Annotated in this window: 27 protein-coding genes; 21 read left to right on the top strand and 6 right to left on the bottom strand. The window is 57.7% G+C overall.

What is annotated here, in order from left to right; all coding sequences use genetic code 11:
* The first annotated feature begins 81 nt into the window (after positions 1-81).
* On the top strand, positions 82-939 hold the full coding sequence (rpoH, locus tag DW58_RS19160) for an RNA polymerase sigma factor RpoH (RefSeq protein WP_024550603.1): 858 nt from the start codon (positions 82-84) through the stop codon (positions 937-939).
* 244 nt (positions 940-1,183) lie between these two features.
* Complete coding sequence (locus DW58_RS19165) at positions 1,184-2,287, top strand: branched-chain amino acid ABC transporter substrate-binding protein (RefSeq protein ID WP_152525680.1); 1,104 nt, start codon at positions 1,184-1,186, stop codon at positions 2,285-2,287.
* 72 nt (positions 2,288-2,359) lie between these two features.
* Here the strand turns inward: DW58_RS19165 and panM are convergent, their stop codons facing one another.
* Positions 2,360-2,749 carry an aspartate 1-decarboxylase autocleavage activator PanM gene (gene panM / locus DW58_RS19170; protein ID WP_024550605.1) on the bottom strand — a complete coding sequence of 130 codons (390 nt, stop codon included), beginning with the start codon at positions 2,747-2,749 and terminating at the stop codon, positions 2,360-2,362.
* Between the two features lie 434 nt (positions 2,750-3,183).
* Between panM and livK the strand changes: the two genes are divergently transcribed.
* The 12 genes from livK (at position 3,184) to ugpQ (ending at position 13,858) form a co-directional block, all read left to right on the top strand.
* Positions 3,184-4,293: a high-affinity branched-chain amino acid ABC transporter substrate-binding protein LivK gene (gene livK, locus DW58_RS19175; protein ID WP_024550606.1), complete on the top strand. Its 1,110-nt coding sequence runs from the start codon at positions 3,184-3,186 to the stop codon at positions 4,291-4,293.
* A 66-nt stretch (positions 4,294-4,359) separates the two neighbouring features.
* A complete protein-coding gene (livH, locus tag DW58_RS19180; RefSeq protein ID WP_029593351.1) occupies positions 4,360-5,286 on the top strand; it encodes a high-affinity branched-chain amino acid ABC transporter permease LivH in 927 nt (308 codons plus the stop codon).
* Entirely contained in the window at positions 5,283-6,560 is a 1,278-nt protein-coding gene (locus DW58_RS19185; protein WP_024562390.1) for a high-affinity branched-chain amino acid ABC transporter permease LivM, read from the top strand. Before livH ends, DW58_RS19185 begins: the two co-directional genes overlap by 4 nt.
* Positions 6,557-7,324: a high-affinity branched-chain amino acid ABC transporter ATP-binding protein LivG gene (gene livG, locus DW58_RS19190; RefSeq protein WP_024548330.1), complete on the top strand. Its 768-nt coding sequence runs from the start codon at positions 6,557-6,559 to the stop codon at positions 7,322-7,324. Before DW58_RS19185 ends, livG begins: the two co-directional genes overlap by 4 nt.
* 1 nt (position 7,325) lies before the next feature.
* On the top strand, positions 7,326-8,039 hold the full coding sequence (livF, locus tag DW58_RS19195; protein ID WP_024562389.1) for a high-affinity branched-chain amino acid ABC transporter ATP-binding protein LivF: 714 nt from the start codon (positions 7,326-7,328) through the stop codon (positions 8,037-8,039).
* 88 nt (positions 8,040-8,127) lie between these two features.
* Positions 8,128-8,349 carry a type II toxin-antitoxin system Phd/YefM family antitoxin gene (locus DW58_RS19200; RefSeq protein ID WP_024548332.1) on the top strand — a complete coding sequence of 74 codons (222 nt, stop codon included), beginning with the start codon at positions 8,128-8,130 and terminating at the stop codon, positions 8,347-8,349.
* Positions 8,346-8,720 carry a type II toxin-antitoxin system death-on-curing family toxin gene (locus tag DW58_RS19205; protein WP_024548333.1) on the top strand — a complete coding sequence of 125 codons (375 nt, stop codon included), beginning with the start codon at positions 8,346-8,348 and terminating at the stop codon, positions 8,718-8,720. Before DW58_RS19200 ends, DW58_RS19205 begins: the two co-directional genes overlap by 4 nt.
* A gap of 182 nt (positions 8,721-8,902) precedes the next feature.
* Entirely contained in the window at positions 8,903-10,219 is a 1,317-nt protein-coding gene (gene ugpB, locus DW58_RS19210; protein ID WP_024548334.1) for a sn-glycerol-3-phosphate ABC transporter substrate-binding protein UgpB, read from the top strand.
* A 103-nt stretch (positions 10,220-10,322) separates the two neighbouring features.
* Positions 10,323-11,210 (top strand): sn-glycerol-3-phosphate ABC transporter permease UgpA, encoded by an 888-nt coding sequence (ugpA, locus tag DW58_RS19215; RefSeq protein ID WP_024548335.1) that lies wholly within the window; start codon positions 10,323-10,325, stop codon positions 11,208-11,210.
* Positions 11,207-12,052, top strand: coding sequence for a sn-glycerol-3-phosphate ABC transporter permease UgpE (gene ugpE, locus DW58_RS19220; protein ID WP_024548336.1), 846 nt, complete (start codon positions 11,207-11,209; stop codon positions 12,050-12,052). The genes ugpA and ugpE overlap by 4 nt, the downstream gene beginning before the upstream one ends.
* Before the next feature lies 1 nt (position 12,053).
* Complete coding sequence (locus DW58_RS19225) at positions 12,054-13,124, top strand: sn-glycerol-3-phosphate import ATP-binding protein UgpC (protein WP_024548337.1); 1,071 nt, start codon at positions 12,054-12,056, stop codon at positions 13,122-13,124.
* The gene (gene ugpQ / locus DW58_RS19230; RefSeq protein WP_024548338.1) at positions 13,121-13,858 is read left to right on the top strand and encodes a glycerophosphodiester phosphodiesterase; all 738 of its coding nucleotides are present in this window, start codon (positions 13,121-13,123) and stop codon (positions 13,856-13,858) included. Before DW58_RS19225 ends, ugpQ begins: the two co-directional genes overlap by 4 nt.
* Before the next feature lie 22 nt (positions 13,859-13,880).
* On the opposite strand, the gene DW58_RS19235 is transcribed toward ugpQ, so the two are convergent.
* The gene (locus DW58_RS19235; protein ID WP_024548339.1) at positions 13,881-14,279 is read right to left on the bottom strand and encodes a DUF2756 family protein; all 399 of its coding nucleotides are present in this window, start codon (positions 14,277-14,279) and stop codon (positions 13,881-13,883) included.
* Between the two features lie 124 nt (positions 14,280-14,403).
* On the opposite strand from DW58_RS19235, the gene ggt reads away from it, so the two are divergent.
* Positions 14,404-16,155: a gamma-glutamyltransferase gene (gene ggt / locus DW58_RS19240; RefSeq protein WP_409371859.1), complete on the top strand. Its 1,752-nt coding sequence runs from the start codon at positions 14,404-14,406 to the stop codon at positions 16,153-16,155.
* Between the two features lie 224 nt (positions 16,156-16,379).
* Here ggt and yhhY read toward each other — a convergent pair whose 3' ends face one another.
* The 3 genes from yhhY to DW58_RS21485 all read right to left on the bottom strand — a co-directional run bounded on the left by yhhY (position 16,380) and on the right by DW58_RS21485 (position 17,768).
* Positions 16,380-16,877, bottom strand: coding sequence for an N-acetyltransferase (yhhY, locus tag DW58_RS19245; RefSeq protein WP_024548341.1), 498 nt, complete (start codon positions 16,875-16,877; stop codon positions 16,380-16,382).
* Between the two features lie 269 nt (positions 16,878-17,146).
* Complete coding sequence (locus DW58_RS19250) at positions 17,147-17,599, bottom strand: bactofilin family protein (RefSeq protein ID WP_235047715.1); 453 nt, start codon at positions 17,597-17,599, stop codon at positions 17,147-17,149.
* Positions 17,600-17,630: 31 nt separating this feature from the next.
* The gene (locus DW58_RS21485; RefSeq protein WP_235047714.1) at positions 17,631-17,768 is read right to left on the bottom strand and encodes a hypothetical protein; all 138 of its coding nucleotides are present in this window, start codon (positions 17,766-17,768) and stop codon (positions 17,631-17,633) included.
* 274 nt (positions 17,769-18,042) lie between these two features.
* Between DW58_RS21485 and DW58_RS19255 the strand changes: the two genes are divergently transcribed.
* From DW58_RS19255 to DW58_RS19280, 6 genes are all read left to right on the top strand, one after another.
* The gene (locus tag DW58_RS19255; RefSeq protein WP_024548343.1) at positions 18,043-19,080 is read left to right on the top strand and encodes an oxidoreductase; all 1,038 of its coding nucleotides are present in this window, start codon (positions 18,043-18,045) and stop codon (positions 19,078-19,080) included.
* A gap of 146 nt (positions 19,081-19,226) precedes the next feature.
* Positions 19,227-19,922 (top strand): pirin family protein, encoded by a 696-nt coding sequence (locus DW58_RS19260; protein WP_024548344.1) that lies wholly within the window; start codon positions 19,227-19,229, stop codon positions 19,920-19,922.
* A gap of 98 nt (positions 19,923-20,020) precedes the next feature.
* A complete protein-coding gene (gene gntR, locus DW58_RS19265; RefSeq protein ID WP_024548345.1) occupies positions 20,021-21,016 on the top strand; it encodes a gluconate operon transcriptional repressor GntR in 996 nt (331 codons plus the stop codon).
* A 144-nt stretch (positions 21,017-21,160) separates the two neighbouring features.
* Positions 21,161-21,682, top strand: coding sequence for a gluconokinase (gene gntK / locus DW58_RS19270; RefSeq protein ID WP_024548346.1), 522 nt, complete (start codon positions 21,161-21,163; stop codon positions 21,680-21,682).
* Positions 21,683-21,691: 9 nt separating this feature from the next.
* Positions 21,692-23,032 carry a gluconate transporter gene (gene gntU / locus DW58_RS19275; RefSeq protein ID WP_024548347.1) on the top strand — a complete coding sequence of 447 codons (1,341 nt, stop codon included), beginning with the start codon at positions 21,692-21,694 and terminating at the stop codon, positions 23,030-23,032.
* Positions 23,033-23,329: 297 nt separating this feature from the next.
* Positions 23,330-23,782 (top strand): hypothetical protein, encoded by a 453-nt coding sequence (locus DW58_RS19280; protein WP_024548348.1) that lies wholly within the window; start codon positions 23,330-23,332, stop codon positions 23,780-23,782.
* Positions 23,783-23,804: 22 nt separating this feature from the next.
* Here DW58_RS19280 and DW58_RS19285 read toward each other — a convergent pair whose 3' ends face one another.
* Positions 23,805-24,398, bottom strand: a complete 594-nt coding sequence (locus DW58_RS19285) for a YhgN family NAAT transporter (protein ID WP_024548349.1) — start codon at positions 24,396-24,398, stop codon at positions 23,805-23,807.
* Positions 24,399-24,559 lie beyond the last annotated feature (161 nt).

A 24,559-nucleotide genomic window follows, 5' to 3' on the forward strand; every position in this document is an offset into this window, starting at 1 on the left:
CTCGTTGCACATAAGAACTGGCGCCCTCGTTGCCTGATAAGGGACGACTCCTGCCAGTACGCTTTAAATGAGAGGATTTGAATGACCAAAGAAATGCAAACTTTAGCTTTAGCTCCTGTTGGTAACCTGGAATCTTACATCCGGGCCGCTAACACCTGGCCGATGTTAACGGCTGAGGAAGAACGTGAGCTTGCTGAAAAGCTGCATTACCAGGGCGATCTGGAAGCAGCTAAACGGCTGATCCTGTCTCACCTGCGCTTTGTAGTTCATATCGCTCGTAACTACTCGGGCTATGGTCTGCCGCAGGCTGACCTGATCCAGGAAGGCAATATCGGCCTGATGAAAGCGGTGCGTCGCTTTAACCCGGAAGTGGGTGTACGACTGGTGTCGTTCGCCGTGCACTGGATTAAAGCAGAAATTCACGAATACGTGCTGCGTAACTGGCGTATTGTGAAGGTCGCTACCACCAAAGCGCAGCGTAAGCTGTTCTTCAACCTGCGTAAAACCAAGCAGCGTCTGGGCTGGTTCAACCAGGATGAAGTGGAAATGGTGGCCCGCGAGCTGGGTGTGTCCAGCAAAGACGTGCGTGAGATGGAGTCCCGTATGGCGGCTCAGGACATGACGTTCGACCTGTCCCCGGACGATGACGCTCAGGACAGTTCGCCGATGGCACCGGTGCTGTTCCTTCAGGATAAAACCTCAAACTTTGCCGATGGCATTGAGGATGACAACTGGGAAGAGCACGCCGCAGACAAACTGTCTGACGCGATGCTGGGCCTTGACGAGCGTAGTCAGCAGATCATCAAAGCACGCTGGCTGGACGAAGATAACAAGACCACGCTCCAGGAGCTGGCTGACCGCTACGGCGTCTCTGCCGAGCGCGTGCGTCAGCTTGAAAAGAACGCGATGAAAAAACTTCGCGCCGCCATCGAAGCGTAATTCACGCTTTATCGAAAAAAACCGCCCGCGTGGCGGTTTTTTTGTGCCTGCCGTCCCGTTCCCCGCCCCCTGACGAATTTGCTATTCCAAATGATGAAAAATCGGGTATGTTTTTAGCAGAGTATGCTGCGACGACACCCGCCGCGTACCGTAATCAAAAACATAGCCGCGAAGAACGCGCGCAATAACGTGTCATTCACACAACACAACAACACCAATCACAACAAGCAATGGGGAACTCAGGATGAAAATGAACGGCAAAGCGTTACTGGCTGGCTGCATCGCACTGGCGATGAGCCACGCGGCCATGGCGGAAGATATCAAAGTCGCCGTAGTCGGTGCGATGTCAGGTCCGGTTGCGCAGTATGGCGATCAGGAATTTACCGGCGCAGAGCAGGCCATCGCCGATATTAACGCTAAGGGTGGCATCAAGGGCGACAAGCTGGTCGCGGTGAAGTATGACGATGCCTGCGACCCGAAACAGGCCGTTGCGGTAGCGAACAAAGTGATCAACGACGGCATCAAATACGTGATTGGCCACCTGTGCTCCTCCTCCACGCAGCCCGCGTCTGATATCTACGAAGACGAAGGCATCCTGATGATCACGCCGGCGGCCACCGCTCCGGAACTCACCGCGCGCGGCTATCAGCTGGTACTGCGCACCACCGGTCTTGACTCCGATCAAGGCCCAACCGCGGCGAAATACATTCTGGAAAAAGTGAAGCCGCAGCGCATCGCGGTGATCCACGATAAGCAGCAGTACGGCGAAGGCCTGGCGCGTTCGGTGCAGGATGGCCTGAAGAAGGGCGGCGCTAATGTGGTGTTCTTCGATGGCATCACCGCCGGTGAGAAAGACTTCTCTACCCTGGTGGCGCGTCTGAAGAAAGAGAACATCGATTTCGTGTACTACGGTGGCTATCACCCGGAAATGGGGCAGATCCTGCGCCAGGCGCGCGCGGCGGGCCTGAAAACCCAGTTTATGGGCCCGGAAGGCGTCGCGAACGTGTCGCTGTCTAACATCGCCGGTGACTCTGCCGAAGGCATGCTGGTCACGAAGCCGAAGAACTACGATCAGGTTCCGGCAAACAAACCGATTGTAGACGCGATCAAAGCGAAGAAACAGGATTCCAGCGGCGCCTTCGTCTGGACCACCTACGCGGCGCTGCAATCGCTCGCTGCCGGTCTGAACCAGAGCGACGATCCGGCTGAAATCGCCAAATACCTGAAGGGGCACAGCGTGGACACCGTGATGGGCCCGCTCTCCTGGGATGATAAAGGCGATCTGAAAGGCTTTGAGTTCGGCGTCTTCACCTGGCACGCCAACGGCACCGCGACTGACGCAAAATAAGATCGCTCGCCGGTAACATCATAAAAAAACCCGCTTCGGCGGGTTTTTTTATGTCCTGAAGGCACAGGCCAGTTAATCCTGCTGCTTATGCCAGCCGTCGGTCTGGGCGCTGAAGCCGAGCGCCTGCATAAAGGCCGCCATCACGCCGCGATCCTCTACTCCCACGTCTGATATCCACCAGTGGCGCACCGCGGTATTTTCCCGCATCACCTCCTCAATCAGATACTGCCCAACGCCGCGACGACGCGTGACGTCGCGCACGCGCAGCGAGTCCATCGCGCCCTGCGCGCCGGAAAGGGTGACGCGCACCGCGCCGAGCAGCCTGTCGTTAAAACGTGCGGCGTAGATGCGGTGGGTCTCATCCACTTTCAGGGTGCTGCTGGAGTATTCAGGCCAGATCTTACCGAGATCGAGTAAATCCTGAGACGAAAAGGTCTCCAGACGAAGGATGGTAAGTTTCATAAAAAACCGCCTTCAACAAAACGAAGAGAAGCAAAGTGTACCCAATTCTGCAGGCGTCGCGCTTTCTCTTTTTCACCGTTGGCAACAGGGGATTAGTTTTACCCGCTGAGGTTATCCAGGTTTTAACATTGGAGAATGAAAAATAGACAGTGGAATTCGCTAAAACATAGCGATCTATTCCACTCATTATATCGATATTTTATGCTGTAAAGGCTGCTTTTTTTTGTTTATCTGTAGAGTATTTCAGAATATTATCTTTGCTTAATCTCCTGAAAAATAGAGATTTTAATAGGGTTTTCGCCAAAAAATATCGCTAAAGCATTAACAGCATTAGTAAAAATAGCGTTGTTCAATATAAGTACAGAATGCTTTTTAACCACAATAAAACAAAATATATACAAACAACGACACATCACGAACGGGGATTTCTACGGATGAGTAAACACGCGAAGACGTTAGTCGCGGGGATGGTAGCGTTAGCAATCTCTCACAGCGCGATGGCAGACGATATTAAGGTCGCTGTGGTCGGCGCGATGTCGGGCCCGGTCGCACAGTGGGGCGACATGGAGTTCAACGGCGCGCGCCAGGCCATTCACGACATCAATGCCAACGGCGGCATCAAAGGCGACAAGCTGGTGGGCGTGGAGTATGACGACGCCTGCGATCCTAAACAGGCCGTGGCGGTTGCCAACAAAATCATCAACGACGGCATTCAGTATGTCATTGGTCACCTCTGCTCCTCCTCAACCCAGCCGGCGTCGGACATCTACGAAGACGAAGGCGTGCTGATGATTACCCCAGGTGCCACCAACCCGGAGCTCACTCTGCGCGGCTACCAGACCATTATGCGCACCGCGGGCCTCGACTCCTCGCAGGGGCCGACCGCGGCGAAATACATTCTGGAAAAGGTAAAACCGCAGCGCATCGCCATCCTTCATGACAAACAGCAGTATGGCGAAGGGCTGGCGCGTTCGGTGCAGGACGGTCTGAAGAAAGGCGGCGCCAACGTGGTGTTCTTCGACGGCATCACCGCCGGTGAGAAAGATTTTTCCGCGCTGGTCGCGCGACTGCAAAAAGAGAACATCGATTTCGTCTACTACGGCGGCTACTACCCGGAGATGGGGCAGATCCTGCGTCAGGCGCGCAGCAGCGGGCTGAACATCCAGTTTATGGGTCCGGAAGGGGTGGGCAACGCTTCGCTGTCGAACATCGCCGGCGCGGCGGCGGAAGGGATGCTGGTCACCATGCCGAAGCGCTATGACCAGGATCCGGCCAACAAAGGTATTGTGGATGCCCTGAAGGCGCAGAAGAAAGATCCGAGCGGTCCGTACGTCTGGATCACCTATGCCGCGGTGCAGTCGCTGGCGACCTCCCTGGCGCGTGCTGAGAGCACCGAGCCAGCCGCGCTGGCAAAAGATTTAAAAGCACACGGGGCTGATACCGTGATTGGGCCGCTGAACTGGGATGAAAAAGGCGATCTGAAAGGATTTGAATTTGGCGTCTTCCAGTGGCACGCCGACGGTTCGTCGTCGGCAGCGAAATAACGCGATTGCGCGGCGCAGGTCGCGCAGTCAATGCCCGACCTGACCGGTTACTAATAAGGTTACGTTATGTCCGAGCAGTTCCTCTATTTTCTCCAGCAGATGTTTAACGGCGTCACGCTGGGCAGCACCTACGCGCTGATTGCCATCGGTTACACCATGGTATACGGCATTATTGGCATGATTAACTTCGCCCACGGCGAGGTCTACATGATCGGCAGCTACGTCTCATTTATGATTATCGCCGCGCTGATGATGATGGGCATCGACACCAGCTGGCTGCTGGTTGGCGCCGCGTTTATCGGCGCGGTAGTGGTGGCGAGTGCGTACGGCTGGAGCATCGAACGGGTCGCCTATCGCCCGGTGCGCAGCTCCAAACGACTGATTGCCCTGATCTCCGCCATCGGGATGTCGATATTCCTGCAAAACTACGTCAGCCTGACCGAAGGCTCGCGCGATATTGCACTGCCAAACCTCTTTACCGGCCAGTGGACCATCGGCACCAGCGGTAACTTCTCGGCCTCGATCAACACCATGCAGCTGGTTATCTGGGTGGTGACCTTCCTGGCGATGCTGGCCCTGACGCTGTTTATCCGTTACTCCCGCATGGGCCGCGCCTGCCGCGCCTGTGCGGAAGACCTGAAAATGGCCAGCCTGCTGGGCATCAACACCGATCGCGTTATCGCCCTGACCTTTGTGATTGGCGCGGCGATGGCGGCGGTTGCCGGGGTGCTGCTCGGTCAGTTCTACGGCGTCATCAGCCCGTACATCGGCTTTATGGCCGGGATGAAAGCCTTTACCGCTGCGGTGCTTGGCGGCATCGGCAGCATTCCGGGCGCGATGATAGGCGGCCTGATCCTCGGCATCACCGAGGCGCTCTGTTCTGCCTACCTGAGCACCGAATATAAAGACGTCGTCTCCTTCGCGCTGCTGATCGTGGTGCTGCTGGTGATGCCGACCGGCATCCTGGGCCGTCCGGAGGTAGAGAAAGTATGAAACCGATGCATTTTGCGATGGCGCTGCTCTCAGCCGCCATGTTCTTCCTGCTCGCCAGCGTGTTTATGGGCGTGCAGCTTAGCCTCGACGGCACAAAGCTGGTGGTGGGCAGCGCCTCTGAAATCCGCTGGCAGTGGGTGTTCATTGGCACGGCGGTGGTGTTTTTCTTTCAGCTGCTGCGCCCGGCGTTTCAGCACAGCCTGAAAAACGTCTCCGGGCCGAAGTTTGTGCTGCCAGCCATTGACGGGTCAACGGTCAAACAGAAGCTGTTCCTGATCGCGCTGCTGGTGGTGGCCGTTGCCTGGCCGTTTATGGTGTCGCGCGGCACGGTGGACATCGCCACCCTGACGATGATTTATATCATCCTCGGCCTCGGCCTGAACGTGGTGGTCGGGCTCTCCGGCCTGCTGGTGCTCGGCTACGGTGGCTTCTACGCCATTGGCGCCTACACCTTCGCGCTGTTGAACCACTATTACGGACTCGGTTTCTGGACCTGCCTGCCGCTGGCCGGCCTGGTCGCGGCGGCCGCTGGTTTCCTGCTCGGCTTCCCGGTGCTGCGCCTGCGCGGCGACTATCTGGCGATCGTTACCCTCGGCTTCGGCGAGATCGTGCGTATTCTGCTGCTGAACAACACCGATATCACCGGCGGGCCGAACGGCATCAGCCAGATCCCTAAACCGACGCTGTTTGGCCTGGAGTTCAGCCGTACCGCGCGCGAAGGCGGCTGGGACACCTTCAGCAACTTCTTCAACATCAAATATGACCCCAGCGACCGTATTATTTTCCTCTACCTGGTGGCGCTGCTGCTGGTCGTGCTGACGCTGTTTGTGATTAACCGCCTGCTGCGTATGCCGCTGGGTCGCGCCTGGGAAGCGCTGCGCGAAGACGAAATCGCCTGCCGCTCGCTGGGCCTGAACCCGACGCGCATCAAGCTGACGGCCTTCACCATCAGCGCAGCGTTTGCCGGTTTCGCCGGGACGCTGTTCGCCGCGCGCCAGGGCTTCGTCAGCCCGGAATCCTTCACCTTCGCCGAGTCGGCCTTTGTGCTGGCTATCGTGGTGCTCGGGGGAATGGGCTCGCAGTTTGCGGTGATCCTCGCCGCTATTCTGCTGGTGGTGTCCCGCGAACTGATGCGCGATCTGAATGAATACAGCATGCTGATGCTGGGCGGCCTGATGGTACTGATGATGATCTGGCGGCCGCAGGGCTTACTGCCGATGACCCGCCCGCAGCTCAAGCTGAAAGAAGAGCAAGTGAAAGGAGAGCAGGCATGAGTCAGCCCTTATTGTCCGTAAACGGCCTGATGATGCGCTTCGGCGGCCTGCTGGCGGTGAACAACGTCGCCCTCGATCTGCATCCTCAGGAAATTGTCTCGCTGATTGGCCCGAACGGGGCAGGAAAAACCACGGTCTTTAACTGCCTGACCGGCTTCTATAAGCCGACCGGCGGCACCATCATGCTCGGCGATCGCCATCTGGAAGGGCTGCCGGGCCAGCAGATTGCGCGCATGGGCGTGGTGCGTACCTTTCAGCACGTGCGTCTGTTCCGCGAGATGACGGTGATTGAAAACCTGCTGGTGGCCCAGCACCAGCAGTTGAAAACCGGTCTGTTCTCCGGCCTGCTGAAAACGCCGGCGTTTCGCAAAAGCCACAGCGAGGCGCTGGATCGCGCCGCGACCTGGCTGGAGCGTATTGGTTTGCTGGCGCACGCTAACCGTCAGGCCAGCAATCTGGCCTATGGCGATCAGCGCCGTCTGGAGATTGCCCGCTGCATGGTGACCCAGCCGGAGATTCTGATGCTCGACGAACCGGCGGCGGGGCTCAACCCGAAAGAAACCAAAGAGCTGGACGAGCTGATCGTCGAGCTGCGTAACCATCACAACACCACCATTCTGCTGATCGAGCACGATATGAAGCTGGTGATGGGGATTTCGGATCGTATTTACGTGGTTAACCAGGGCACCCCGCTGGCCAACGGCACACCGGAGCAGATCCGCAATAACCCGGATGTTATCCGGGCATACCTGGGCGAGGCATAAGATGGAAAATGTGATGTTGTCTTTTGACCGGGTGAGTGCGCACTACGGCAAAATCCAGGCGCTGCACGATGTGAGCCTGACCATTAAGCAGGGCGAGATCGTGACGCTTATCGGTGCGAACGGCGCGGGTAAAACCACGCTGCTTGGCACGCTGTGCGGCGATCCGCGCGCGACCAGCGGGCGAATCGTGTTCGACGGCAAGGATATTACCGACTGGCAGACCGCGCGCATCATGCGTGAAGCCGTGGCCATCGTGCCGGAGGGCCGCCGCGTCTTCTCACGCATGACCGTGGAAGAGAACCTGGCGATGGGCGGTTTCTTCGCCGAGCGCGCCCAGTATCACGAGCGCCTTGAGCGGGTATTCCACCTGTTCCCGCGCCTGCACGAGCGCCGTGTGCAGCGGGCCGGCACCATGTCCGGGGGCGAGCAGCAGATGCTGGCGATTGGTCGCGCATTAATGAGCCAGCCGCGTCTGTTGCTGCTGGATGAACCCTCGTTGGGGCTGGCGCCAATTATTATCCAGCAGATTTTCGATACCATCGAACAGCTGCGCAGCGAAGGGATGACCATCTTCCTGGTGGAGCAGAACGCCAACCAGGCGCTGAAGCTTGCCGATCGCGGCTACGTGCTGGAGAACGGTCACGTGGTGCTGTCCGACACCGGCGAAGCGTTGCTCGCCAACGAAGCGGTGCGCAGCGCCTATCTGGGCGGCTAAGCAGGATATTATAAAAAAGGAGCCGACAGGCTCCTTTTTTGTACAATATAATTGTACAATTAACCTGTACATAATCTGCGAGGCGACTATGCAAACCATGAATTACAGCGAGGCCAGACAGAACCTGGCCGCCGCGCTTGAAACGGCAGTAACCGGTACGCCAGTCACCATCACCCGGCGTGGGCATAAATCGGCGGTGATCATTAGCGCCGACGAGTTTGAGCAATACCAGGCAGCAAAAATGGATGCGGAATTCAACGCCATCATGGCGGTACACGGTGATGCGATAAGGGAACTGGCGGATAAATGACACTACATTTTATCTCAGCGGACGAGATAATTCGTTTTCACGATCGGTTGCTCATGGTCACCCCCGGCGTACCGGGGATGCCTGATGCGGGTCGTGCAGAGGCATTACTCTATCGGGTATTAAATAAGTATCAGTACGAAGGCGTTTCCGATATCTGGCTGCTCGCCGCTATGCATCTGTTGGCAATCGCACGTGGACATATTTTCAACGACGGCAACAAACGTACCGCACTATTCATTACGCTGCTGTTTCTCAAGCGTAACGGTATTTCCCTGCCGAGTAATCCTGCGTTTGTGGAGATGACGGTGAATGCCGCCGCCGGTCTTTTAACGCTTGAGGAGATCGTTGCTCAATTACGCGAGGCAGGCTAACGCAGCCTTCCCCCTGATTTTTCTGCCATTAATCCTTCATCCCTTCGCCATCTGGCTGACCCCTGGCTGTCATGTTTATGTAACTGAAAAGTTATTTTTCTGTCATTCGCGCATGTCATGTTACCTCGCGAGCACAAAACGCGTGGTTTCGCGCATCCGGCACAACAAGAGAGATAACCCGAATGACATCATTACGACACACTGCTTTGGGGCTGGCGCTGAGCATGGCATTTGCCGGGCAGGCGATGGCTGCTACATCTATTCCGTTCTGGCACTCAATGGAAGGGGAACTGGGCAAGGAAGTGGAATCCCTGGCGAGCCGTTTTAACCAGGCGAACCCCGATTACAAGATTGTGCCGGTCTATAAAGGTAACTACGAGCAGAACCTCGCGGCGGGCATCGCGGCCTTCCGTACCGGTAATGCCCCGGCGCTGCTGCAGGTGTATGAAGTGGGCACCGCCACCATGATGGCGTCAAAGGCGATTAAGCCGGTGTACCAGGTGTTCAGCGAGGCGGGCATCAACTTCGACGAATCACAGTTTGTGCCGACGGTATCCGGTTACTACACCGATGCCAAAAGCGGGCACTTACTCTCTCAGCCGTTTAACAGCTCCACCCCGGTGCTGTACTACAACAAAGACGCCTTCAAGAAAGCCGGGTTAGATCCGGAGCAGCCGCCGAAAACCTGGCAGGATCTGGCGGCCTATACCGCGAAGCTGAAAGCGGCCGGCATGAAGTGCGGCTACGCCAGCGGCTGGCAGGGCTGGATCCAGATTGAAAACTTCAGCGCCTGGCACGGCCTGCCGGTTGCCACTAAAAATAACGGCTTCGACGGTACTGATGCGGTGCTTGAGTTCAATAAGCCTGAGCAGGTGAAGCACATCGCCATGCTTCAGGAGATGAACAAGAAGGGTGATTTCACCTATTTCGGGCGTAAAGACGAATCGACCGAGAAGTTCTATAACGGCGACTGCGCCATTACCACCGCCTCTTCTGGCTCGCTGGCGGACATCCGCCACTATGCGAAATTCAACTATGGCGTTGGCATGATGCCGTACGATGCCGACGTGAAAGGCGCGCCGCAGAACGCCATTATCGGCGGGGCCAGCCTGTGGGTGATGCAGGGCAAAGACAAAGCGACCTATCAGGGCGTGGCGAAGTTCCTCGACTTCCTGGCGAAGCCGGAAAACGCCGCCGAGTGGCACCAGAAGACCGGCTACCTGCCGATCACTAAAGCCGCGTACGACCTGACGCGCGAGCAGGGCTTCTATGACAAGAACCCGGGTGCGGACATCGCCACCCGTCAGATGCTGAACAAGCCGCCGTTGCCGTTCACCAAAGGTCTGCGTCTGGGCAACATGCCGCAGATCCGCACCGTGGTAGATGAAGAGCTGGAAAGCGTCTGGACCGGTAAGAAAACGCCACAGCAGGCGCTGGATTCCGCCGTTGAACGCGGTAATGCACTGCTGCGTCGCTTCGAACAGTCTACCAAGTCGTAATCCCGAAGACGGGTGTGCGATTGCCCACCCGTCTTCCGGTTCGCTCTGTTTCCAGGCCGGGTAAGGCGTAGCCGCCCGGCGCTTTTCAGGAACGAATTCCTCTATGTCATCATCCCGTCCGGTGTTTCGTTCGCGCTGGCTGCCTTATCTTCTGGTCGCCCCGCAGCTCGTCATCACGCTTATCTTTTTCATCTGGCCTGCGGGCGAAGCGCTCTGGTACTCGGTGCAGAGTGTCGACCCGTTCGGGCTCTCCAGCCAGTTTGTCGGCCTTGATAACTTTATCGGGCTGTTTCACGACAGCTACTATCTCGACGCCTTCTGGACCACCATTAAATTCAGCGCCATGGTAACCTTCTCCGGCCTGCTGGTATCGCTGTTTTTTGCCGCGCTGGTCGATTACGTGGTGCGCGGTAGCCGTTTTTACCAGACCCTGATGCTGCTGCCCTATGCGGTCGCGCCGGCGGTCGCCGCGGTGCTGTGGATTTTCCTGTTTAACCCAGGACGTGGCCTGATTACCCATTTTCTCGGCGAGTTTGGCTACGACTGGAACCACGCCCAGAACAGCGGCCAGGCGATGTTTCTGGTGGTCTTCGCCTCGGTGTGGAAGCAGATCAGCTACAACTTCCTGTTCTTCTTCGCGGCGCTGCAGTCCATCCCGCGTTCGCTGGTGGAAGCCGCGGCGATCGACGGCGCCGGGCCGGTGCGCCGTTTCTTCCAGCTCTCGTTACCGCTTATCGCCCCGGTGAGTTTCTTCCTGCTGGTGGTCAACCTCGTCTACGCCTTCTTCGATACCTTCCCGGTAATCGATGCGGCCACGGCGGGCGGGCCGGTGCAGGCCACTACCACGCTTATCTATAAAATTTACCGCGAAGGCTTTGCCGGGCTGGATCTCTCCTCATCCGCCGCGCAGTCGGTGGTGCTGATGGCGCTGGTGATCGTTCTGACCGTGGTGCAGTTTCGCTACGTGGAAAGTAAGGTGCGCTACCAATGATCGAGAACCGTCGCGGGCTGACGATTTTCAGCCATACCATGCTTATTCTCGGGATCGCGGCCATTCTGTTTCCGCTGTATGTCGCGGTGGTTGCCGCCACGCTCGACAGCCAGGCCGTGTTCGACACGCCGATGACGCTGATCCCCGGCGGCCATCTGTGGGAAAACCTGTCGCACATCTGGACGCAGGGCGTCACCGGCGGCGGTACGCCGTTCAGCCTGATGCTGTTCAACAGCTTTGTGATGGCGCTGGGCATCACCGTCGGCAAAATCACGGTGTCGATGCTCTCGGCGTTTGCCATCGTCTGGTTCCGCTTTCCGCTACGTAACCTGTTCTTCTGGATGATTTTTATCACCCTGATGCTGCCGGTCGAAGTGCGTATCTTCCCGACGGTGGAGGTGATTGCCCGGCTGGATCTGCTCGACAGCTACACCGGCCTGACGCTGCCGCTGATGGCGTCCGCCACCGCCACCTTCCTGTTCCGCCAGTTCTTCATGACGCTGCCGGACGAACTGATGGAGGCCGCACGCATCGACGGCGCATCGCCGATGCGCTTCTTCCGCGACATTGTGCTGCCGCTGTCGAAAACCAACCTCGCGGCGCTGTTCGTGATCACCTTTATCTACGGCTGGAACCAGTACCTGTGGCCGCTGCTGATCGTCAGCGATGCGGATCTCGGCACCGCCGTGGCGGGCATCAAAGGCATGATCGCCACCGGTGACGGCAGCACGCAGTGGAATCAGGTGATGGCGGCGATGCTGCTCACCATGATCCCCCCCATCGTTATCGTTTTAGCCATGCAGCGCGCGTTCGTCCGCGGGCTGGTAGACAGTGAGAAATAAAATGGCCGGACTGAAATTACAGGCAGTAACCAAAAGCTGGGATGGCAAAACCCAGGTTATTCAGCCGCTGACGCTGGACGTCGCGGACGGCGAGTTTATCGTGATGGTGGGGCCATCCGGCTGCGGAAAATCGACGCTGCTGCGCATGGTCGCCGGGCTGGAGCAGGTGTCGGACGGCGATATCTGGATCGACAACCAGCGCGTCACGACGCTTGAGCCAAAAGAGCGTGGCATCGCCATGGTGTTTCAGAACTACGCGCTCTATCCACACATGAGCGTGGAAGAGAACATGGCCTGGGGGCTGAAGATCCGCGGCATGGGCAAAGCGCACATTGCCGAGCGGGTGAAAGAGGCGGCGCGTATTCTTGAACTGGATACCCTGCTGAAGCGCCGCCCGCGCGAGCTGTCCGGCGGCCAGCGTCAGCGCGTGGCGATGGGCCGCGCCATCGTGCGCGATCCGGCGGTGTTCCTGTTCGATGAACCGCTCTCTAACCTCGATGCCAAGCTGCGCGTGCAGATGCGTCTTGAGCTTCAGCTGCTGCATCGCCGCCTGAAAACCACCAGCCTGTACGTGACCCACGATCAGGTGGAGGCCATGACCCTTGCCCAGCGCGTGATGGTGATGAACAAAGGCGTGGCGGAGCAGATCGGCACGCCGGTCGAGGTGTACGAGCGTCCCGCCAGCCGCTTTGTCGCCAGCTTTATCGGCTCGCCGGCCATGAATTTACTGGAAGGGCGCATCAACCAGGCGGGCAGCCATTTTGACATCGCCGACGGCCTGTCGCTGCCGCTTGGGCAACTGCACCGCAAGCTGGCGGGACGCAAGGTGACGCTGGGTATCCGCCCGGAGCATATTGCGCTAAGCTCACAGGCCGCAGGCGGCGTACCGCTGGTGGTGGACACCCTGGAGATGCTCGGGGCCGATAACCTGGCGCACGGGCGCTGGGGCAACCAGAAAGTGGTCGCGCGTCTGGCGCATCAGCAGCGTCCTCAGGCAGGCAGCACGCTGTGGCTGCACATTCCGGAGGCGAACCTGCACTTCTTTGATGGTGAAACAGGACAACGTCTATGAACTGGCCCTATCCCCGCATTGTCGCCCACCGTGGCGGCGGTAAACTGGCACCGGAAAACACCCTCGCGGCAATTGACATGGGGGCGCACTACGGCCACACCATGATCGAGTTTGACGTTAAGCTCTCCCGAGACGGGCAGATCTTCCTCCTGCACGATGACACGCTGGAGCGCACCAGCAACGGCTGGGGCGTAGCGGGGGATCTGACGTGGGATGCGCTATTGAACGTGGATGCCGGGAGCTGGTACAGCGGGGCGTTTAAAGGTGAGAAGCTGCCGCTGCTCTCAGAGGTGGCTGAGCGCTGTCGGACGCACCGGATGATGGCGAACATTGAGATCAAACCGACTACCGGCACAGGCCCGGAAACCGGGCGTGCGGTGGCGCTGGCGGCGCGTGAGCTGTGGCAGGGCATGACCCCGCCGTTGCTCTCCTCGTTCGACATTGACGCGCTGGAGGCGGCCCAGACCGCCGTGCCTGAACTGCCGCGCGGTCTGCTGCTGGACGAGTGGCGTGACGACTGGCAGGCGCTAACCGCCCGGTTGGAATGCATGTCGATCCACCTTAACCACCGGCTGCTGGATAAAGCCCGTACCGCTGAACTGAAAGCGGCCGGGCTGCATATCCTGGTCTATACGGTTAACGATCCGCGTCGTGCCGCAACGCTGCTGGAGTGGGGCGTGGACTGCATCTGCACCGACCGCATCGATGAGATCGGCCCTGACTTCAGCGCCTGAGCCGCCCCCCTGTCAGCGATGGCTATTTACGCAGCATATCGCCGTTGGTTTTAGGCGAGATCATATGCTGCTCCCCGCCGCCGATGGCGCCAACGCTACCGACGTTCCCCCCGCTCAACATGCCGCCCTGGTTGTTGGGCAGGAGCTGCTGAGACCGGGGGTTCAGCTCCCCCTGCTGTATGCGCCGGGTGTTATTGTTGATCTGTGATTCCAGATGCTGCTGCTGCACCTGCGTCTGGTTTTTTAGCTGCTGGTTAAGCATCCCTTTCTGCTGAATTTGTTGGGACTGCATCTGGGTCTGCATCCGTTGCTGGCTCGGGTTCTGATACCCAGGCAGGTTCGGGTTGTTGGTGGGGTTATCAAGCGGCTGTGCGAGCGCCGTAAACGGCAGCAGTGCCGTCAGTAGAAGTAGCTTTCTCATCGTCATTTCCTCCTCGTGGGGGATCCTTTCAGTGTATCCCTTCTGCGCCGTAACGGTGATCTTTTCAGAGTTGTGAACCAGACTTGAAGCGGGGAAAGCCTCCCCTGGCCTGAGGAGCAGATGAATGATGATGAACCGCAGCGCGGCGCGACTGGTCGCTATTGTGATGTTAACGGCGGGGGGATGCTTTGGCGTCACGGCGGCACCGGCACCCGCGTCACCCGTCTCGTACGGTGTAGAAAAAGATATTTTCCATCCGGTCACCGCGCAGCAGGGCATGGTGGCGTCGGTGGATGCCACCGCCACCCGCGTCGGGGTGGATATTCTGAAACAGGGCGGTAACGCGGTGGATGCCGCGGTAGCAGTCGGCTTCGCGCTGGCCGTGACCCATCCTCAGGCCGGGAATCTGGGCGGCGGCGGCTTTATGATGCTGCGCACCGCCGACGGTAAAACCACGGCGATTGATTTTCGCGAAATGGCGCCGCAGCAGGCCAGCCGCGATATGTTCCTTGATGATAAGGGCAATCCCGACAGTAAAAAGTCGCTGACCTCGCATCTGGCCACCGGTACGCCGGGCACCGTTGCCGGGTTTGCGCTGGCGCTGGAGAAGTACGGATCGCTGCCGCTCAATAAGGTCATGCAGCCCGCCATTACGCTGGCACGGGATGGCATCTGGGTGAATGACGCCCTGGCATTCGATCTCAAAACCTACGGCGTGGAAACCCTGGTAAATCACCCTAACAGCAAAGCGATCTTCTGGAGCGTGGGCGACAACCCGCTGCAAAAAGGCGACAAGCTGGTGCAGGAGAATCTCGCCAAAAGCCTGGAGATGATTGCCGAAAACGGCCCAGACGCGTTCTACAAAGGGGCGATTGCCGATCGGATAGCCGACGAGATGGCGAAAAACGGCGGGTTGATTACCAAAGCCGACCTCGCCGCTTACAAAGCGGTGGAGCGCACGCCGATTGGCGGCACCTACCGTGGCTATGAGGTGTTCTCTATGCCGCCGCCGTCCTCCGGCGGGATCCATATCGTGCAGATCCTGAATATCCTGGAGAACTTCGACCTGGCGAAATACGGCTTTGGCAGCGCGGATGCGATGCATCTGGTCGCCGAAGCGGAAAAGTACGCCTACGCTGACCGTTCCGAATACCTCGGCGACCCGGATTTCGTGAAGGTGCCGTGGCATGCGCTGACCAGCAAAGCCTATGCGAAGTCGCTGGCGCAGAAAATCGACCTGCAGAAAGCGGTGGCTTCCAGCACCATCAAACCGGGCGATCTCGCCCCGTATGAGAGTAACCAGACCACGCACTTCTCGGTGGTGGACAAGCAGGGTAACGCCGTCGCGGTGACCTATACGCTGAACACCACCTTCGGCTCGGGGATTGTGGCGGGGGATACCGGTATTCTGCTGAATAACGAGATGGACGACTTCTCCGCGAAGCCCGGCGTGCCGAACGTGTATGGGCTGGTCGGCGGGGATGCTAACGCGGTTGGGCCGAACAAGCGGCCGCTCTCGTCGATGTCGCCGACCATCGTGGTTAAAAACGGTAAAACCTGGCTGGTAACCGGCAGCCCCGGCGGCAGCCGTATTATCACCACCGTGCTTCAGATGGTGCTTAATACCGTTGATTTCGGGATGAACGTTGCCGAAGCGACCAACGCGCCGCGTTTCCATCATCAGTGGTTGCCGGACGAGCTGCGCGTCGAGAAAGGCTTCAGCCCGGATACCCTGCGGATCCTGAAAGAGAAGGGACAAAACGTGGCGGTGAAAGATGTGATGGGCAGCACCCAGAGCATTATGATCGTTGAGGACGGTACGCGTTACGGCGCCTCCGACCCGCGCACCGTTGACGATCTTACTGCCGGATATTAATCACCCTGCCGCACGGTTATTATTCATCAGGATAATGATACGTGCGGCATATTATGACGTGGTTAACCAGCGTGTCGGGGAAATGATAATTTCGGAAAAGTATGGCGCAGGATGTTTTAAGGTAAATTACGCTGTCATTCCGCGTTATTCCCTGAAATATAAACGACGTGCAACCAATTAACAGCAGCAAAAAGGCCGGATAGCCAGCTATCCGGCCTTTATCATTAATGGGGTTTCATGCGCGCCATATAATACGCATCAATATATTCCCCGTCCCGCAGGCCGTAGCGTTTGCCGGTGCCTTCTATCTCGAAACCGAATTTGCGATATACCGCAATCGCCGGCGCGTTATCGACAAACACCGTCAATTCAATACGTTCCACGCGCAGCCAGTTGTCGCACAGGTCGATCATCTCTCCCAGCAGCGCGCTGGCCACGCCGCGGTTGCCGAAGGCGGGATCGACACAGATGCCGAAGCTGGCGGTGTGGCTGCGACGCGGACGTGGGGGCACCTGCATCGCCAGATGCCCGACGAGCTGACCATCAATGCAGGCGACCAGCTGGCGCTGATCGCTCGGGAGCGGATGCATTCGCTCCTCCCACATCTGAAGAGAAGGGTGTGGCACCTGCAGGGTGTTGCGGATCACCTCCGGTAGCGTAAACAGACGATGCACTGCCGCGACGTCGGTTTTCTCTGCATGGCGAATCACGATTTCACACATCCTTTTCTCCTCAATGAGTTACGGAAATCCCTTTAAACATCATTGACTTTAGCAGGCCAGTCAACGCATTTTTTTTAAAAAAGTGCTGGACACATGCGAATGATAATGATTATTATTGCCATGCGTTCAGGGGATACCCCAACGGAGAACCTGAAAGCACGACATTGCTCACATTGCTTCCAGTATTTCTTAGCCAGCCGGGTGCTGGCTTTTTTTTGCGTGAAATCTGCGCAGGGGCGCGGGCGATGTCGCCCGGCCAGGGAAGGGGATCAGCTTTTCTGACGGCTCTTTTGCGCCGGGGCAGGCTCGTCGACTACCGGTTCCGGTGCCAGATCGATAACATTGGTTTTTTTCTCGGCCGCAGGCTGCATGAGCGCTTTCCCGATAAACACGCCGCCTTTTTTAATCGCCAGCGCGGTATAGCTCATGGCGCCATTCAGAATGCCGTTCTCGTAGATGTCGATGCTGTCGGAGCTGCACTCGCCGTTCACCGTACCGTCGATGATCAGTTCGCGACAGGTGATGTTGCCCTGCACCAGACCGTTACGCATGATTTTGATGATACCGCCGCTGGATTCAATATTGCCGCGCACTTCGCCATAGATGTAAACCTGGCCGCTGGCGATGATATTGCCCTCGAAGCGGACTTCGCTCGAGATCACGGTATTATTCTGTTTCTCTTCGCGCGGGGTCTCTTTTTCTACCGCCGCAGGCGCTACCACAATGGTATTCTGAGGTTCTGCCGTAGGGCTCTTATTTTTTCCAAACATAATCAAAACTCGCTGTTGAAAGCCGTGTAACAAAAAAGCGATGAGCGCCAGCGCCACGGGCAATATTGCCCAGGGCGAACCGGAAACACACCAGGTAAATAGCGCCAGCGACCAGCAACATAGCCCCGCGTTTAAAAAATAATGAACTCGTTCCATGTTAATCCGATCACACGTGCGGCCTGCGGTAATAAATGAAAGTGTAACAATCAGTCAGGGCCGGCAGACTATCACGCAGGCGTGTGGTTTCCTACCGCTAATAACGCCATATTTGGACTGGATTATTATTCTGTCGAATACAACACGTTAATTGCTGATATTCCGCGAATTGAGCCGACGCTGGCAACAAATTAAGATTGTGACTAAGGTTGCTGGACGGCATGAAATAAGGAGCCCCTATGACACTGCACTGCGCCTGGATTGGATTTGGAAAAAGCACCACCCGTTATCATCTGCCTTACGTGCTCAACCGCAAAGATACGCTGCACGTTGCCCACATTTACCGCCGCCATCAGAAACCGGCCGAGCAGGAGCCGCAGTATCAGGGCATTCACTTTACCAGCGATCTGAACGACATCCTCAACGACCCGCAGGTTAAGCTGGTGGTGGTCTGCACCCACGCCGACAGCCATTTCGACTATGCGCGTCAGGCGCTGGAAGCCGGTAAAAACGTGCTGGTGGAAAAACCGTTCACCATGACCCTTGCCGAAGCGCGCACGCTGTATGAACTGGCCGCGCGTAAAGGGCTTATCGTCACGCCGTACCAGAACCGCCGCTTTGACGCCTGCTTCCTGACGACCAAAAAAGTCATCGAGAGCGGCAAGCTGGGCGAGATTGTCGAGATTGAAAGCCACTTCGACTATTACCGCCCGGAGGCACCGACTAACCCCGGCAAACCCCAGGACGGCATGTTCTTTGGCCTTGGCGTACACACCCTTGACCAGATCATCTCCCTGTTTGGCCGACCGCAGCACGTGTCATACGACATTCGCAGCCTGCGTAACCCGGCGAATCCGGACGATACCTTCGAAGCGCAGCTGTTTTACGGGCGCCTGAAAGCCATCGTCAAAACCAGTCACCTGGTGAAAATCGACTATCCGAAATTTATTGTCCACGGCACCAAAGGATCGTTTATCCGCTACGGCATCGACCAGCAGGAAACCAGCCTCAAAGCCGGGATTATGCCGGGCGAACCGGGCTTTGCCGCGAACGAGGCGGTGGGGCAGCTGGAGTACGTTAACGATGCGGGCGAGACGGTGCGCGAAGAGGTGGCGTCGGAAACCGGCGATTACGGTCGGGTCTACGACGCGCTGTATGACGCCATTCTCCACGGGAAGGAAAACTACATCAGGGAAACTGACGTTCTGACCAACCTTGAGATCCTCGAACGCGGGTTTGCACAGCCGTCACCCGCCACCGTGGCCTTAACGAAATAAGTCCAACAGGCTCCTCATAAGTCGTTCATAAAATTTGAACAGAGGAGTCAATTTTCACCCTCTATCATCCTGAGCCGTTCACGTCCACACTACATCTATCGAAACGAACAACGACCTGATCGCTCAGGTTAAACGAGGGTAATAAAATGATTTTCTTACGTAAAGCTGAAGAACGTGGTCACGCAAATCATGGTTGGCTGGACTCATGGCATACCTTTTCGTTCGCCAATTACTACGATCCAAATTTTATGGGCTTCTCGGCACTGCGCGTGATTAACGATGACGTCGTCGAAGCTGGCCAGGGGTTTGGTACCCACCCGCACAAAGACATGGAGATCCTGACCTATGTGCTGGAAGGCGCGGTAGAACACGAAGACAGCATGGGCAACAAAGAGCAGGTGCCTGCCGGTGAGTTCCAGATTATGAGCGCCGGTACCGGGGTGCGTCACTCGGAGTACAACCCGAGCAAAACCGACCGCCTGCGTCTGTATCAGATCTGGATTATCCCGGAAACCACCGGCATCACGCCGCGCTACGAGCAGCGCCGCTTCGATGCGGACCAGGGTCGCCAGCTGGTGCTCTCGCCGGATGCCCGCGACGGGTCGCTGAAAGTGCATCAGGATATGGAGCTGTCACGCTGGGCGATGCGTAAAGACGAGCAGAGTGTTTACCAGATTGCCGCCGAACGTCGCGTCTGGATCCAGGTGGTGAAAGGCAACGTCTCCGTGAACGGCACCAAAGCCGGTACCAGCGATGGCCTGGCGATCTGGGATGAGCAGGCGCTCTCTCTGCACGCCGACAGCGACAGCGAAATTCTGCTGTTCGATCTGCCGCCGGTATAATGGGTAAATAAATCCGCAACCTCTCTGTGCAAACAGGGAGGTTGCGCGTTCTCCATGGTAAACTGAGGAAATCTTTCCCTTTTAAGCCATTCAGGACGATGAAAAAGAAAAGACCGGTACTTCAGGATGTGGCAGATCGCGTTGGCGTGACCAAAATGACGGTCAGCCGTTTTTTGCGCAACCCGGAACAGGTCTCGGTGGCCTTACGCAGTAAGATCGCCGCCGCACTGGATGAGCTTGGCTACATTCCCAATCGCGCCCCCGACATTCTCTCCAACGCCACCAGCCGGGCTATCGGCGTGCTGCTTCCCTCCTTAACGAACCAGGTGTTTGCCGAAGTGCTGCGCGGTATCGAAAGCGTCACCGACGCACACGGCTACCAGACCATGCTGGCGCACTACGGCTACAAACCTGAGCTGGAAGAGAAACGTCTGGAGTCGATGCTGTCCTGGAATATTGACGGGCTGGTGCTGACCGAACGCACCCACACCCCGCGCACGCTCAAGATGATTGAGGTTGCCGGTATTCCGGTGGTGGAGCTGATGGACAGCGTCTCGCCGTGCCTGGATATCGCCGTTGGCTTCGACAACTTCGAAGCCGCGCGCCAGATGACCGCCGCCATGATTGCCCGCGGGCATCGCCATGTGGCCTATCTCGGCGCACGTCTGGATGAGCGCACCATCATTAAACAGCAGGGATACGAGCAGGCGATGCGCGATGCGGGTCTGGCGCCCAACAGCGTCATGGACGAGCACTCGTCGTCTTACTCCTCCGGCATCGAGCTGTTTCGCCGGGCGCGCCGCGAGTACCCGCAGCTTAACGGCGTCTTCTGTACCAACGATGACCTGGCGGTCGGCGCGGCCTTCGAGTGCCAGCGCCTGGGACTGCGCATTCCGCAGGACATGGCGGTGGCCGGCTTCCACGGTCACGATATTGGTCAGGTGATGGAACCGCTGCTCGCCAGCGTACTGACGCCGCGTGAACGGATGGGACGTATCGGTGCCGAACGGCTGCTGGCGCGGGTGCGCGGTGAAATAGTGTCGCCTAAAATGTTAGATTTAGGTTTCACGCTGTCGCCGGGCGGATCGATCTGACGCTAACAAATTTGATGTAGTTCACACTTATTCACTTTCCCCGCGCCGGGTTGTTGCTTACCCTGGCTGGCAGCATGACAATGTTACCGATAACTGTTACCCGTAACATTTCAACTTTCTCACGGTGCCACCAGGAGCGACGCGATGAGCACGACCAATCATGACCACCATATTTACATCCTGATGGGTGTTTCCGGCAGCGGTAAATCCGTGACTGCCCGTGAAGTGGCGTACAAGCTACAGGCCGCTTTCCTCGATGGCGACTTCCTGCATCCGCGCAGCAACATTATGAAGATGTCATCCGGCGAACCGCTCAACGATGACGACCGCAAACCGTGGCTTCAGGCGCTGAACGACGCCGCGTTTGCCATGCAGCGCACTAATGAAGTGTCGCTGATTGTCTGCTCGGCGCTGAAAAAGCACTACCGCGACCAGCTGCGTGCTGGCAACCCGAACCTCTCCTTTATCTATCTGAAAGGCGATATGGAAACCATCGGCGAGCGCCTGAAGGCGCGTAAAGGCCACTTCTTCAAGCCGCAGATGCTGCAAACCCAGTTCGCCACCCTCGAAGAGCCGGGTGCCGACGAACCGGACGTGCTGGTAGTGAACATTAACCAGCCGGTAGATGCCGTTGTTGCCGACATGATTGCCCTGATAAAAAAATAAGGCTGTAACGTGAGTACATTAACGCTGGTTTTAACAGCGGCAGGTTCCGTATTGCTGCTGCTGTTTTTAGTCATGAAAGCACGGATGCACGCTTTTCTGGCTTTGATGGTGGTGTCGATTGGTGCAGGGCTGTTTTCCGGGATGCCGCTTGAGAAGATTGCGGCCACCATGGAAAAAGGGATGGGCGGTACGCTGGGCTTTCTGGCGATCGTCGTCGCGCTGGGCGCGATGTTTGGCAAAATTTTGCATGAGACCGGCGCGGTCGATCAGATTGCGGTCAAAATGCTGAAGTCGTTTGGTCACAGCCGCGCGCACTATGCGATTGGGCTGGCGGGGCTGATTTGTGCGCTGCCGCTGTTCTTCGAAGTGGCGATCGTACTGCTGATAAGCGTGGCGTTCTCAATGGCGCGCCACACCGGTACCAACCTGGTGAAGCTGGTGATCCCGCTGTTTGCCGGGGTTGCCGCCGCCGCCGCTTTCCTGCTGCCCGGTCCGGCGCCGATGCTGCTGGCGTCGCAAATGCACGCGGATTTCGGCTGGATGATCCTCATTGGCCTGTGCGCGGCCATTCCCGGCATGCTGGTCGCCGGGCCGCTCTACGGCAACTTCATCAGCAAGTTTGTCGAGTTAACCATCCCGGACGATATCTCCGAGCCGCATCTGGGCGAGGGTAAACTGCCGTCGTTTGGCTTTAGCCTGTCGCTGATCCTGCTGCCGCTGGTGCTGGTGGGGCTAAAAACTATCGCCGCGCGCTTCGTCGCCGAGGGCACCCCGCTCTATGCATGGCTGGAGTTTATCGGCCATCCGTTTACCGCGATTCTGGTGGCCTGCCTGGTGGCGATTTACGGCCTCGCGTACCGTCAGGGAATGGCGAAAGAGAAGGTGATGGAGATCTGCGGCCACGCGTTGCAGCCGGCCGGGATTATCCTGCTGGTGATCGGCGCAGGCGGCGTCTTCAAGCAGATTCTGGTGGATTCGGGCGTGGGTCCGGCGCTGGGCGAAGCGCTGACCGGCATGGGCCTGCCCGTTGCCATCACCTGCTTTGTGCTGGCCGCTGCGGTGCGCATTATTCAGGGCTCGGCCACCGTCGCCTGCCTGACGGCGGTAGGTCTGGTGATGCCGGTTATCGAGCAGCTCCACTACTCCGGGGCGCAGCTTGCCGCGCTCTCCATCTGCATTGCCGGTGGCTCGATTGTCGTCAGCCACGTGAACGATGCCGGGTTCTGGCTGTTCGGGAAATTTACCGGCGCCACCGAAGGGCAGACGTTGAAAACCTGGACCATGATGGAAACCATCCTCGGTACCACCGGGGCCATCGTCGGCATGATGGCGTTCAGCCTGCTTAGCTAATGCCTCGCCTGATAACACCTGTGAAACCCGGCCTGCGCCGGGTTTTTTTATGCGTGCCCTGATGTAAAACCGATAAGGGAAATAACGCTATTTCGTACGTAATAAATAACGTTATCTGATAAATAGCGACGTCGCGGCAGGACGGCGAAATAAAAAAGCGATCCCTTTTCTGATATTTATCCGCACGCCCCGCCTGCCATAACGCCTTTCCAAAAAGAGACACTTTTCGCATTTCATTCTTTCATCGCCCTGCGATAATGCCCGCCTGGACGCTCCCCTGAAAATAAGGAATTCACCATGAGTGGTAACGGCAAGCCGCTGAAAGATATAATTTTTATAATACGGAGCCTGTCGCTACGCGAAAGGATAAGCCGGCTGAATAACCACCAGGCCATTCATTTTGATGCGGAAGCAGGATCGGCGTGTTTGCTGTTTCATCGCGGCAGCGCGGCGCTCAGGCGCAAGAGTGACGATCGCGTCGTGGCGCGGATCCACTCCCCGTCGGTCATCGGCCTGAACTCCGTCCTCGGCCCTGACCCCTACCACCACTATTATTTGCAGGCCACCAGCGAGCTGGACGTGGAACGCGTCGGCGTCGCCCGCCTGAGTGAGACCCTCAGCGCCAAAAACCTGTGGGAGCCGGCGTGCCGCATTCTGAGCTGGAACATCAATCAGCTCTACCTGACCACCATTCGGGCCGACGCTGCCGCCCGGCGCGAACCGGGCGCTGGCGCGGAGTACAACGGCTAGAGAAGGCGCCCCGGCGCGACCCTCAGCCCTTCATCCAGGCGCGGATGCCGTCGAGGAACATCTGGGTGGAGAGCATCACCAGCACCAGGCCCATCAGGCGCTCCAGCGCGTTGACCCCTTTCTCACCGAGCAGGCGCAGAAACAGCGATGACTGCAGCAGGATCGCGACGGTACCGCCCCAGGCAATAAGCAGCGCGATAACCAGATGCCCCATCTGGTTTGGATACTGATGGGACAGCAGCATCAGGGTCGCCAGAATGGTCGGGCCGGCGACCAGCGGAATCGCCAGCGGCACGATAAACGGCTCTTCTCCCGCCGGAAGTCCGGTGGCGTTGCCCTCCTGGCTGGGGAAAATCATCTTAATGGCGATCAGAAACAGGATAATGCCGCCTGAGATGGAGACCGTTTCGGCGCGTAAATTAAGGAAGGCGAGGATCTTCTCTCCAGCGAAGAGAAAGATAAGCATCAGCAGCAGGGCGATAAGCAGTTCACGGATCATAATCGCCCGGCGGCGCTTAGGCTCGGTGTGCTTGAGCACCGACATAAAAATAGGCAGATTGCCCAGCGGATCCATAATCAGGATCAGCAACACCGCGGCGGAAATTATTTCACTCATAACTCTTATCCCTGATGCTTGATAAATAAGACGACCAATTAGCGTTATTTCTAATTGTCGGCAAATCATAGATTAATTTCACTTGCGACTTTGGCTGCTTTTTGTAAGGTGGAAGATATTGTCCAGTCGCTTACTGGCTCGCACAACGCACACCTTGCAGG

Source organism: Siccibacter turicensis LMG 23730 (assembly GCF_000463155.2).
GTDB classification, from domain to species: domain Bacteria; phylum Pseudomonadota; class Gammaproteobacteria; order Enterobacterales; family Enterobacteriaceae; genus Siccibacter; species Siccibacter turicensis.